We start from the raw sequence: 12,843 nt of genomic DNA on the forward strand, positions 1-12,843 counted from the left end.
AAAAAATATAACTATTCAAAAGAAGGGGGATTAAAATGAAGTTTAAAGATAATTATAAAGGAGCAGCCGTTATAATGGTATCTATTACAGCTATAATACTAGCCACATATTCTAGTTGGAATAAAGAAATCATTATAAACATTGATGGACAAACTTCAAAGATAGATACAATATCAAGAACAGTTGAAGAAGTGTTAAGTAGTAAAAAAATAAATCTAAAAGAAGGAAGCAGATTAGAGCCATCTTTAGATAGTAGAATAAAAAATAATATGGAAATTAAAATAGTGAATCAATTTAAAATAAATATAGATGATGGCGGAAATCAAGCTGAGTACATAACTAATCAAGATACAGTGGAAGAAGTATTAGAAAGTTGTAACATAGTTCTTGGAGACATGGACATAGTAAACAAAGACCTAAAAGATAAAGTGCAAAAAGATGAAATAATAAAGATAACTAGAGTAAAAGAAGAACTAGTAGTAGACACAGAAGAAATACCATATACTACTGAAACTATTAAAGATAAAACACTTATCCAAGGCAAAAAAGAAGTAGATAGAGAAGGAGAAAATGGAGAAAAAGAAATAACATACAAAATAATCTATGAAGACAATAAACCAATTTCAAGAGAAAAAATCTCAGAAAAAATAACTAAAAAACCAATAAAGGAAATAATAAAAGAAGGAGCATTAGAAGTTCATTCTATATAAAATATCTTTTTATATATTTTATCTTTATCGTCACCTTCTTCATATATATTTTGCCCTACGGGCTGTTTTAAATATTAGTTAGCGAAAAAACTAACGAAGGTATGAAAGCCAAGTTCGAACGACATTTTCAGGCAGCTTTATCGCCTACATGGAGTGGAACTTGGCTTTTATGCCGTAGCGGTGTATTACGCTAAGACTAAAATTTTAAAAGCTTTCTTTTCTCTTGATTAAATTGGGTAAAAAACGTAAAATATAAGGATATGAGTTTTTTAAAATGAATTAAAAGGTGATTTTATAATGATAAAGGAAATAATAGTAGTAGAAGGAAGAGACGATGTAACAGCTGTAAAAAGAGCACTGGATTGTGAACTTATCACTACAGGTGGTTTTGGATTTCCAAAGGGAGTTATGGAGCGTATAAAATCTGCACAGGAAAGACGTGGAGTAATAATATTTACAGACCCAGACTTTGCTGGTGAAAAAATAAGGAAAAAAATAGCTGCAGAAGTTCCAGGATGTAAGCATGCCTTTTTACCAAGAGAAGAAGCTAAAAAAGATGGTGATATAGGTATAGAAAATGCAACGCCTAAAAGTATATTAGCAGCTCTTGAAAAAGTAAGAACTGAAAGTATAGAAAAAAGAGAAGAATTTAAGCAAGTAGATTTAATAAGAAACGGATTAATAGGAAACGAAGACGCTTCAACAAGAAGAGATGAAGTAGGCAAGATATTGGGGATAGGATACGGAAATGCAAAACAATTCCTAAATAGATTAAATAACTATGGAGTTTCAAGAGAAGAGTTCGAAAAAGCTATAGAAAGTATATAAAATACATACAAAAGGAGAGACAAAATGGACAGACTTTCTTCACACAGAGCGACCAAAGAAGTAGTTGCAAAACATAATTTTAAGTTTTCAAAGTCATTAGGACAAAACTTCTTAATAGACGACAATGTAATAGATAGTATATTAGCTGGTGCTAGATTATCAGAAGGAGACCACATAATAGAGGTTGGACCTGGTATAGGTACACTTACTCGTGAAATGGGTAAGGTAGCTGATAAAGTTGTTGCTATAGAAATAGATAAAACATTAATACCTATATTACAAGAAACATTATCAGATCTTGAAAATGTAGAAGTAATAAACAAAGATATCTTAAAGGTAGATGTTCAAGAAATAGTAAAAGAAAAATTAAATGGAGGTCCAGTTAAGCTAGTAGCTAACCTTCCATACTACATAACTACACCAATAGTTATGAAATTCTTAGAAGAAGATATACCAGTAACAGATATAGTTGTTATGGTTCAAAAAGAAGTTGCAGACAGAATGAATGCAGTGCCTAGCACTAAGGATTACGGTGCATTATCAGTAGCGGTTCAATACTACTGTGACACTGAAATAGTAGCAAAAGCTCCTAGACATATGTTTGTACCACAACCAAATGTAGATTCTACAGTAATAGGACTTCACGTAAGAGAAGAAAGAAAATATCCTGTAGATAATGAAGAAATATTCTTCAAAACAGTAAAAGCTGCTTTCGGTCAAAGAAGAAAAACTCTTCTTAATGCATTAAGTACTTTAGGATTCTTATCCAAAGAAGAGATAAAAGAAGTTTTACAAGAAGCTAACATAGATGAAAAAAGAAGAGGAGAAACTCTTTCAATAGAAGAGTTTGCTACTTTATCTAACGCTGTTTGTAAAAGAAATAAATAAAGTTTATATAATAATAGAGGAGCTATATAAAAATTGATATGCTCCTCTATTTTACTCAAAATATACTTGCTACATGTATCTTAGATATATTAAAATATAAAAGTTTAAAGTTAAATTACATTAGTGAGCAGAAACTACTTCTCCTTGGTTTAAATATGAAACTATTTCTTTGATACTCATATCAGCTAGCCCCATTTTTTCTAAAGTTCTTCCAGTTGCAAAGTAATCAGCATCATTGTATGAAGATGCTATATGTATACAAGACTCAACTATAGGTACATTTAAACCAGCTAGTTTTGCAAGCTCAAAGCAAGGTACTAATAAATATGGAACATCTTCTGTTATATATCTAGCCTTAGAACTATTTGGAGAACTATTGATTTTAGCATGAGTAGAAGATGCTCTATTGAATTCATAAACAGTTTCATAATTACAAGAATACAGTTCATTCATTGCATCTAATTCAGTCTTTAGGTTAAATCCAAATGCATCTCCAACAGCTAAACGTTCTAAGTCCATCTTAGCAGCAGCATTTGCAGTTGCAGGACTACAGCAGTCTCTATAATAATTAAATTCACCATTGAAGTTTTCTAATAATCCCATATTTAAAGTAGTTAATAAAGGATGGCCACCAAAGTTTATGTTTTCTAATCCAGCTACCATTGGATTTGGTAAAAATTCAACTCTTAAAGGTAAAACATTATCTAATTGTTCACTAACTATATCTTTTTTTGAGTATGGGAAAATACTCATAGGTAAAAAGTCTTTTAATCCCATAATTGCTACAGTACCAGGTTCTACAATTCTACAAGCCCAAGGTATACTTATAGCATCAACAAAAGTTATATCCAAATCTTTTTTATCACTTTCATTTTTTATTCTATTTAATACTAAGCCTCCATAATTACCAGGTAGTAAAACTATTGTTTGATTATCTCTAAGATGAGGTAACATTTGATTAAATAATATTTCCTGTGCAAAAGATGGACATATCATAATAAGTAAATCAGAAAAATCAACAGCTTCTTTTATATCTGTAGTTGCTTTTGTTATTTTTTCGAATCCAGAAAATGACATATCGCAATCATATAGTTTTTCTACAGCTTCTATACCGCCTTTTTCATTTATAGCTTTTATTTGTGCATCAAATACAGGTGAATCATATATACATACAGAATTTCCTATCTTACTTAAATGGTATGCAGCTGTTAAACCACCATTACCAGCACCTATTATACTAACTTTTTTCATATTTAAATCCTCCCCAAAATATATATTAATCAACTTATAGTGATTTATGACATCATTACTCCAATAGCTAAAACACTTATAGTAATCCCCATGATTCCTAAAACAAAAGGTATTATGTGTTTTAACCAACGAGTATACGGAACGTTAGCTAGTGTAAGAGCACCTATTAAAACAACCTGAGTTGGAGAGAATAAGTTCATTGTTTCTGCTCCAGCTTGGAATGCTAATACTATTAACTCTCTTCCAACACCTGCAAAATCAGCTAGTGGTGCAACTATCGGTATAGAAGCAGTAGCTAAACCTGAAGAAGATGGAATAAAGAAACTCATAGGTATATACATGATATATGCAACTATTGCAAACACTGTAGAACTTAAATTAGATAACAAGTTTTCTCCAAAGTTTAATATAGTTCCGATTATCATACCGTCATTCATAATGATAGATATACCTTTAGCAACACCAAGTATTAGAGCGACTCCTAATAAGTCTCTTGCACCATCTACAAATAGACTTACAATTTCTTTTTCCTTAAACTTATAAACTTTAGCAATTATGATACTAGATATGAAGAATAATATAGTCATATCTTGGAAATACCAGTCTCCCAGGGGCAGTATATTACCAATAAATGGACCAATAAATGGTATGGATTTTATAAAAGCATCTAGGTTAGCAAAAATATCTATGCCAAACTTTGCTTCCCAAGGGATAATACCTAATATCATTATTACGAAGGTTAAACCAAACACAATAAGTACGTTTCTTCTTTCTCTAGTTAATTCTAATGAAGCTTCCACATTTTTTTTGAATACTGATTCTACATCATCTTTCATATCAAAAACTATAGATTTACTAGGATCTTTTCTTACTTTTTCTGCGTATCTCATAACAAATGTAATGGCAAATAACAATGATAATATAAGAAGCGCTAATCTATAAACCATACCATCTGCTAAAGAAATACCAGCAAGGCTAGATGCAATTCCAGTAGAGAATGGATTTACGATACCACCTAATATACCTACACCAGCACCTAAAAATATTGCCATAATACCAGTAACAACATCATAGCCAGCACTTAATAAAATTGGTATTACAATAGGATAGAAGGCTATCGTTTCCTCTGCCATACCATAACTTGCACCACCTATGGCACAAACTGTCATCAATATAGGAATCATTAGCTTTTCTCGACCTTTAAGGTTAGTGGCTATTTTTCCTAAAGCAGCATCTATTGCTTGCGTTTTAAAGATAATACCTAAACATCCACCAAGAACTAATACAAATAAAGCAACTTCTAAAGCGCTATCAAATCCTTTGATTGGTGCAGCCATAACATCCCACAAACCTTGAGGGTTTGCATCAACAGGAGTATAAGTACCTTCTATTGGAACACCATCTAAATATTGATACTGACCAGCTGGAATAAGGTGTGTAAGTATTGCCACTATACACGTAAGTATCAACAATGTAGTAAAGGCTGAAGGCATTTCAAACTTTGATTTTTTAGTTGTTTGTTTTGTTTCTTGATCACTAACTTCTGCATTCATAATATTTCCTCCATTTGACTTTTTTTTAATTTTACTAATTAAATGTGGAAGTACTATGATAATTAAAAGAATAAATGTGTATTAATTATGACAAAATGTGTACAAAAATATGGAAATATTATAAAATTAAGTAACTCAAGTTATACAATATAAGTAAAATCAATATATGATAGGTGGGGGAAGTCATGTATACTGTGGGATTAGTAGAAGATGAAAAGGCATTAAATAATATACTAGAGATGTACTTATCAAAAGAGGGATTAAATGTTTTATCTTATGAAAATACAGCTCAATTCAAGTATTCAAATAATGAAAATATAGATATTTGGGTAATTGATATAATGCTACCTGATGGAAATGGATTTGAGATACTAAAGGAAATAAAAGAAAAAGATAAAAATGTACCTATAATTTTAATATCTGCAAGAGGAGAAAGTATTGATAGAGTAATAGGTTTTGAAATGGGATGTGATGATTATATAGCCAAACCATTTTTACCTAAAGAACTTGTATTTAGAGTCAATAAGCTATTAGGAGTTATAAACCAAGATAACACTAATAAAAATATTATAAAGATACACGATTATGCAATTGATACTAAGAAAAGAACAATATCAGTAGGTACTAATATAATAAATTTAACAGCAAGAGAATATGACCTAGTTATATACTTTATAAAAAATAGCTCTATAGCTTTATCTAGAGAAAATATAATAGATATAATATGGGAAGATGGGTATTTTGGAAGTGATAGAGTAGTTGATAGTTATATAAAAAAAATAAGAAAAAAGATGCCTTTGCTAAACATAGAAACAATTTATGGTTATGGATACAGGTGTAATATATGATAAAAAAGCTTAATGGGAAATCGTTATATTTGAAGCTGTGTGTATATTTTTCAACTTTAATTATATCTATATGTTTAGTCATAATAGGAATAATATATTTTGGATTTTATTATAACTTTGATAACCATTTTGAGGATAAGATATTAGAAATGAAAATGGATGAAGGTCAAGGTCTTGAATTCAAAGACGAATGGATTATTGGCGTAAATGCACAAAGTATAACTTTAGTAGAAGCTATCCATGGAGAAAATATAGCCAAACATTTATTTGAAACAGCTAAAATGCAAAAAGATAGCAGTCAAATGTATCAGGAAGAAATTGATGGTAAAGAGCTTATGTATAGAATTAGTATCTCAGAAGAAAATGGAGAAAAAATATATACATACTCTGTTATTAGAAATATATACAAAGAAATACTTCCTAATATAGTTATAAGCATAGTTATATTTGCGGTTATAGTAATAGTTATTGCTATTTTCATAGTTAGGATTATATGCAAACACTTGGTAAAGGATATAAACAAAATAAGTGATCACACAAATAAAATTGCGTATAAAGATTGGGATGAGCCAATAGATGTATCAACAAGTAGTGAAGAATTAATAAGTTTGGTAGATTCAGTTGAACATATGAGAGAAAAGTTAAAAGAAAGAGATAATATTAAGCAATCTATGATTGAATATATATCTCATGAATTAAAAACACCAATAATGATTATTAGTAGCTATACTGAAGCCATAAGAGATGATATGTATCCAGAAGGTGATCTAGATTCGAGTCTAGATATAATAGTGGAGCAAACTAATAGAATGCAAAATAAGGTGGAAGATTTATTATTTATTTCAAAGCTAAGTAAAGAGAGAAGTAATAAGGAGTTAGATCCTTTTAATTTAAGGACATCAGTAGATAGGACTATAAAGAATTTTAAGTTTGTTAAAAAGCTTAGAGAAGATGTTGAGATTATTGTAAATATTAATCCTAGTATTCAGGTATTAGGAAATAGTGAAGAAGTAGATGTAATGTTTGAAAATATGATAGACAATCAGCTTAGATATGCTAAGGAAAAGATAATAATAAGAGCAATACAAGAAGAAGATAAGATAAATATCTTATTCTTTAATGATGGAGAAGCTATGTCTATTATAAATAGTGAAGATATATTTAAACCATTTGTTAAAGGTAATAATGGTAAATCAGGTTTAGGGCTAGCTATATGTAAGAGAACAGCAGAGTTATATAAAGGTAAACTTATATATGTTCCTACGAAAATAGGTTGCTTATTCAAACTTACGTTAATAAAATCAATATGAAAACTAATATCCTTAACATAAAATGCTGTACTTTTTTTAAAATGATAGTCATATACTATCTAGAGAACTTATGTTAAGGGGGGATTAGAGTGGCTAGTAAAAGAAAATTTAAACGAGATTACATCATCCTTGAAGCTAAAGATACCAATTTCAGATATAAAGAACGTGTACTTCCTAAAGCCTTCGCAAAAGTTGAAGTAAATGAAGAAAAATCGGTAGTAGCATTGTATGTAGAAAATATTAAATATATGAAAGATGGTTACAGAGTAGTTGCCATACAAAGTGACTATGAAACTGTTGATTTAGGAAAGATAGTAGTTAGCGAGCAAGGTAAGGGAGAATTTGTATTAGATTTAGTTAATGATGAAGTAGAGATAAAAGGTATTGCAATATTATATGAGAGAATAGTTCCTTTAATAGGATTTAAAGGGGCGAAGATTGATAACTATGAAGAGATATTATTTACTGGGGACGACGATGAAGAATATGAGTATGTAGAAGTGGATGATGGCGACGAGTACGAATATGTAGAAGTGGATGAAGACGACGAGTACGAATATATAGAAGTAGATGATGACGGAGAAGAATATGAATATGAAGAAATAGAGTATATAGAAGTTGATGATGAAGATTTAGATGACGGATATGATTATAATGACAATGACGAATATGAAAATAGCAATAACGATGATGAGTATGAATATGAGGAAATAGAGTATATTGAGATTGATGATGAAGATGAATATGAAGAAGAGGATGAGGAATACGAAGAAATAAACAACTATGAAGAATATCTTACTCCTAGACCTAGAAACTACGTAGAACCTAAAAAATCTAAGTATCAAAGACCGCAAGTGCCAAAACAGCCAACTCAAAAACAACATACAACAAGACCTCAACCACAAAAACAAGCATATGCACAACCTGAGCCAGAACAAAGTAATAAGCAATCAGGCACACTTCTTATGCCAAGACAAATAAAAAAAGGACTAAAATATTTTAGAGAAGTTAAACCTTTTGTTTGTGATTACTTAGAAGACACAAGATGGTGGAAAATAGAAATAAGTCCAGCAACATTATGCGGATATACAATGCCTTATTTAGGGTATGTAAATACATTAAACTTCACTATGTATAGTGATGCTATTATGAACTCTTATAAGTATAGACACTACTTATTTGGTGTACAATATGATGAGTATAATAAGAGAAAAAATTATATTTATGCAGTACCAGGAAGAAGGGATGAGCAGCCAGACAGAGGACACACAGGATTTAGTGTGTATCAGGCTTGCGATACTAGGAATGATAGTCTAGGATATTGGTTATGTTTTATAGATCCTAGATCAAGAAGAATTATAAAATAATATTGATAATATCTTACAATTCAACTAAAATAAGAAGTAAATATAGAAAATTTTGGAGGCAACTTATGATAAATAAGCAAAGACTTATGGATGAATTTCTTGAGTTAGTACAAATAGATAGCCCTACATCAAAGGAAGGGGCTATAGCTAAAGTTTTAGTTAAGAAGCTTGAAGATTTAGGTTGTGAAGTAGTAATAGACAATGCAGGGGAATTAACTGGAGCAGAAACTGGAAATGTAATAGCAACATTAAAAGGAACTAGACCAGGAAAGAAAATATTATTCAGTTCACACATGGACACTGTTAGCCCAAGTATAGGTGTTAAGCCAATAGTAGATGAAGCTAATGGAATAATCAAAAGTGATGGAACTACAGTATTAGGTTCTGATGATAAAGCTGGTATAGCTGCTATACTAGAAGGAATAAGAGCAATAAAAGAAAATAATGTAGATCACGGTGATATACAAGTAGTATTCTCTATATGGGAAGAAGGCGGACTTCGTGGAGCTAAAAACTTAGATTACTCTAAGATAGATGCTGAGTACGCATTTGTATTAGATAGTGGTGGATCTCCAGGAGAAATAATAGTAAAAGCACCTGCTCAAGATTCAATAAAAGTTACAATAACAGGAAGACCAGCTCATGCAGGACTTCAACCGGAAAACGGTATAAGTGCTATAATGGTAGCTTCTAGAGCAATAGAAAACATGAAGTTATTAAGAATAGATGAAGAAACTACTGCTAATATAGGTATAGTTAAAGGTGGAGTAGCTACTAACATAGTTATGCCAGAGCTAGAAATAATAGCAGAAGCTAGAAGTTTAAATGAAGAAAAATTAAATGCTCAAACTAACCATATGGTAGAAACTTTCAAGAATGCTGCGAAAGAGTTTGGAGCTGAAATAGAAATAGTAACTGATAGAGCGTACACTCCGCTTAATGTATGTGAAGATGATGAAATAGTTAAATTAGCTATGAAAGCATTTGCAAACATGAACATAGAAGGTAAGCCAGGTTCAACTGGTGGAGGAAGTGACACTAACATATTAGTTAAGAATGGAATAAAAGCTATAAACTTAGGTATAGGTATGAAGAATGCTCATACATTAGAAGAGTATATAGCTATAGAAGACTTAATGAACTCAGGAATAATGGTAACTGAAATAATCAAAGAAGCATAATAGTATAAATTTGCAAACGGAAAATTGTAATAGGGATTGACGCTCCGGATAAGATTAGTTCGTTTTATGTCATGCAGACCAAAGGCGGGTCTGCGAATGACATTTAAACGAATTAATCCTACCCTACGCTAAATCCCCATTACAATTTTTTTAGTTTGGTCAATTATTTTTCTACATCGAATATTTTGTATAATATCCAGTTTACTATTGATAATAGTACTGAGGCTCCTATCGCTGGTGTGAAGCCTTGTAGGTAAACTCCTGGTACTATTGAAAATGCAAACTTTAGTACAACTGCGTTTATGATAAGTGAAAATAAACCTAGTGTAAGGAATGTTATTGGAAACGAGAAAAACTTTAGTATTGGTTTTATAGTTACGTTTAATAATCCTAACACTATAGATAGCTCTATTAATGAAGTTAAAGAAAATATAGTCATGCTATCTACTGCTATTGATACTAAGTATAGTGACAATGCACTAAGTATGATGTTTGAAAATATTTTTTTAATCATTTTAATTCTCCTATATTAAATAATATTATATAATGATACATCATTTTGGTGATATAATGAAGGTATTTACTTATAATTAATGTGTAAATATAATTTTAGTATATTCATTATGCAATATTTTAGTGCGATGTTGGAATAATTTCCCTGGAAATATAGTTTTAAGTAAATATGTCTTAAAAAATGTCATAAAAAGTAATATAATTGTTATATGACTATAGCAAATAAGGGGTGATAGAATGGCAAAGAAAAGAAAAATGAAAAAAAGTGCTGCTTTAACAATTGGAATCATAGCATTTTTTGTAGTTTATTTTATATCTTTTACAGTATTTAAAAATATGGACAAACCAGAAGAAAAAAATAAAACTAAAAACGAAGAGCAGGCAGAAGACACAAGACCTTTAATAACTCAAATAAAAGGTAAGCAAAAAATATATATAAGCGATGAATCAGATAGTGAATTATCTAGTATAAAGATAGATGAAGAATATTGGAAGGAAATAAAGTATTTCTTCTCAGAATTTAGTGAGATAAGAACACCAGAGGGTTATTCTGCATTATATGTAGGAAATTCTGATGATGGTTTAAGATTCTCAACAGATTTAAACTATTTCAGAGTTTATTCTGTAAATAAAGAAGAATATTATAAAGTTCCTGTAGGTGTTAAGAAAGAGTTTGAAAATATCATAAAGAAAAGTATATATACATCTTTTGATTTTGTAAAACAATATAAGACATACGATAAGGTAACTATAACTAGTAGTACAGGAGATACAAAGGTAATTCATAAGTGGAAGTATGATGACCTTTCTTATAAGATGGCTTCAAAAAGAATGGTTGGTAAGGTTCAACCAGAAAAGAGCAAGGAAAGAAGTGATTATAATTTCGCTATAGATATAAAAGGTAAAAGCTATGAAGTTAGACTAGAAACTATGGGGAAAGATTATGTGAAGATAACTTCTAAAGGGGAAGTGTCTTACTATGAAGTTCATACAGGTTTATTTGATTATTTAAAAGATGAAGTATTTAAAATAAAAGAATAATAAAAAGATTTTAATAACCCTATTTTTAAAGGTATATATGCTTATTTAAAAATAGGGTTATTTTTTATATGAAACTAGGATATATAGTTAAAAGTATGAAATAACTAGATTTTCAATATTTGCCCAACATAAATTATGTTAGGATTTCTTATATGATTTAGTTCAACAATATGTTCAACGGTTGTGTTGAATTTTTCAGCAAGATAAGACAATGTATCTCCTGGTCTTACTCGATATTTTACAATTTTCTCTTTTTCAATGTGGTCATGGGTAGTGTAATCATATTTACAAATCTTTAATACTTGACCAACATAAATTATATTAGGATTTTTTATATGGTTAGTTCTAACAATACTACTAACTGTAGTTTCGAATTTTTCAGCAAGATAAGTCAGATTATCACCAGGCTTGACCTTGTATCTTATGCATGTGTTGTCGTCGTGTTTGTTTTTGGATTTAGCTTTAGGCTTAGGTCTATCTTTATCTCTAGCCTTTGCTTTGCCTATGGATTTATTTTTAGATGTATCTTTATTTGTATTGCTATGGATATCTTTGTGTTCAGAATGGTGCTTATCAGAAGTGATTGTATGAGTTTTATCTTTTAGCTCAGCATTTAGAAGTATTTCTTTAGTAAATTCGTCTAGGTCAACATCTGAATTTACGCCAGATATATGACCAGTGCTAGAATATTGTAAGCCTATCCAGGTATTCCAAATATCATTAGATCGAGGAGTATCAACTCCGTATTCTGCTACCCATAGAGGATATATATCTAAATAATTTTTTAAATAGTTTGATATAAAGGATGTGTAAGTGTAGATTACCACATCTGATTTAGTAAGGGATTTAACTTTTTCTAAGAAAATTCTACAAAGATTACTCAAAGTATAGCCATCTAGATTGTTACTTTCCTCAATATCTATAGCAAGTCGACAATCCCAAGGGTAGTGATTAATTGTGTTTACGAAGTGAATAGCTTCATTAATTGCTCCATCTTCCGATACAGCAGTAAAATAATGATAGTATCCTGTTAATAGACCGCTTTTTTTAGCGTTTTTAGCATTTGTTACAAAATGTGGGTCAACGAAGAATTCTCCTTGCGTCGCTTTAATATAAACAATTTTTATGCCATCATCTTTTACTTTATCAAAATCTATAACTCCATCCCAATGGCTTACATCTATGCCTTTATAGTTAGATGAACTTCTGGACTGCATAAAAAAACCTCCATATCTACATAATTTATAAAAAGACATTAAAATTCTTTTATAGAATATACTATGAAATAAAAGTCGAAATTGTTAAGATAAGTTTGAAATTAGAGGCAAAATGTAAAAAACAGCTGATTTCCAT

Annotated in this window: 12 protein-coding genes; 8 read left to right on the forward strand and 4 right to left on the reverse strand. The window is 30.2% G+C overall.

The features are described 5' to 3' along the window. Positions 1-35: 35 nt before the first annotated feature. The 3 genes from ACI48P_RS20620 to rsmA all read left to right on the forward strand — a co-directional run bounded on the left by ACI48P_RS20620 (position 36) and on the right by rsmA (position 2,426). The gene (locus tag ACI48P_RS20620; RefSeq protein WP_475219171.1) at positions 36-710 is read left to right on the forward strand and encodes a G5 domain-containing protein; all 675 of its coding nucleotides are present in this window, start codon (positions 36-38) and stop codon (positions 708-710) included. A 297-nt stretch (positions 711-1,007) separates the two neighbouring features. Next, on the forward strand, positions 1,008-1,538 hold the full coding sequence (rnmV, locus tag ACI48P_RS20625; RefSeq protein WP_475219172.1) for a ribonuclease M5: 531 nt from the start codon (positions 1,008-1,010) through the stop codon (positions 1,536-1,538). A gap of 24 nt (positions 1,539-1,562) precedes the next feature. Then, positions 1,563-2,426, forward strand: coding sequence for a 16S rRNA (adenine(1518)-N(6)/adenine(1519)-N(6))-dimethyltransferase RsmA (gene rsmA, locus ACI48P_RS20630; RefSeq protein WP_475219174.1), 864 nt, complete (start codon positions 1,563-1,565; stop codon positions 2,424-2,426). Between the two features lie 120 nt (positions 2,427-2,546). Here rsmA and ACI48P_RS20635 read toward each other — a convergent pair whose 3' ends face one another. Both ACI48P_RS20635 and ACI48P_RS20640 read right to left on the reverse strand, forming a co-directional pair. Then, the gene (locus tag ACI48P_RS20635) at positions 2,547-3,677 is read right to left on the reverse strand and encodes an NAD/NADP octopine/nopaline dehydrogenase family protein (RefSeq protein ID WP_475219176.1); all 1,131 of its coding nucleotides are present in this window, start codon (positions 3,675-3,677) and stop codon (positions 2,547-2,549) included. A gap of 44 nt (positions 3,678-3,721) precedes the next feature. Further along, a complete protein-coding gene (locus tag ACI48P_RS20640; RefSeq protein ID WP_475219178.1) occupies positions 3,722-5,230 on the reverse strand; it encodes a YfcC family protein in 1,509 nt (502 codons plus the stop codon). A 185-nt stretch (positions 5,231-5,415) separates the two neighbouring features. On the opposite strand from ACI48P_RS20640, the gene ACI48P_RS20645 reads away from it, so the two are divergent. The 4 genes from ACI48P_RS20645 to ACI48P_RS20660 all read left to right on the forward strand — a co-directional run bounded on the left by ACI48P_RS20645 (position 5,416) and on the right by ACI48P_RS20660 (position 9,936). Then, entirely contained in the window at positions 5,416-6,078 is a 663-nt protein-coding gene (locus ACI48P_RS20645; protein ID WP_475219180.1) for a response regulator transcription factor, read from the forward strand. Further along, complete coding sequence (locus ACI48P_RS20650) at positions 6,075-7,388, forward strand: sensor histidine kinase (RefSeq protein WP_475219182.1); 1,314 nt, start codon at positions 6,075-6,077, stop codon at positions 7,386-7,388. Before ACI48P_RS20645 ends, ACI48P_RS20650 begins: the two co-directional genes overlap by 4 nt. Positions 7,389-7,477: 89 nt before the next feature. Continuing rightward, on the forward strand, positions 7,478-8,755 hold the full coding sequence (locus ACI48P_RS20655) for a hypothetical protein (RefSeq protein WP_475219183.1): 1,278 nt from the start codon (positions 7,478-7,480) through the stop codon (positions 8,753-8,755). Positions 8,756-8,820: 65 nt separating this feature from the next. Continuing rightward, a complete protein-coding gene (locus ACI48P_RS20660; RefSeq protein ID WP_475219184.1) occupies positions 8,821-9,936 on the forward strand; it encodes a M20/M25/M40 family metallo-hydrolase in 1,116 nt (371 codons plus the stop codon). A gap of 163 nt (positions 9,937-10,099) precedes the next feature. On the opposite strand, the gene ACI48P_RS20665 is transcribed toward ACI48P_RS20660, so the two are convergent. Next, complete coding sequence (locus tag ACI48P_RS20665) at positions 10,100-10,450, reverse strand: phage holin family protein (RefSeq protein ID WP_475219186.1); 351 nt, start codon at positions 10,448-10,450, stop codon at positions 10,100-10,102. A gap of 236 nt (positions 10,451-10,686) precedes the next feature. Between ACI48P_RS20665 and ACI48P_RS20670 the strand changes: the two genes are divergently transcribed. Beyond that, positions 10,687-11,490, forward strand: a complete 804-nt coding sequence (locus ACI48P_RS20670; protein WP_475219188.1) for a hypothetical protein — start codon at positions 10,687-10,689, stop codon at positions 11,488-11,490. Between the two features lie 104 nt (positions 11,491-11,594). Here ACI48P_RS20670 and ACI48P_RS20675 read toward each other — a convergent pair whose 3' ends face one another. After that, positions 11,595-12,707, reverse strand: coding sequence for a GH25 family lysozyme (locus tag ACI48P_RS20675; protein ID WP_475219190.1), 1,113 nt, complete (start codon positions 12,705-12,707; stop codon positions 11,595-11,597). Positions 12,708-12,843: the final 136 nt, after the last annotated feature.

The sequence above is a fragment of the Romboutsia sp. LXY-2 genome (genome assembly GCF_056171995.1).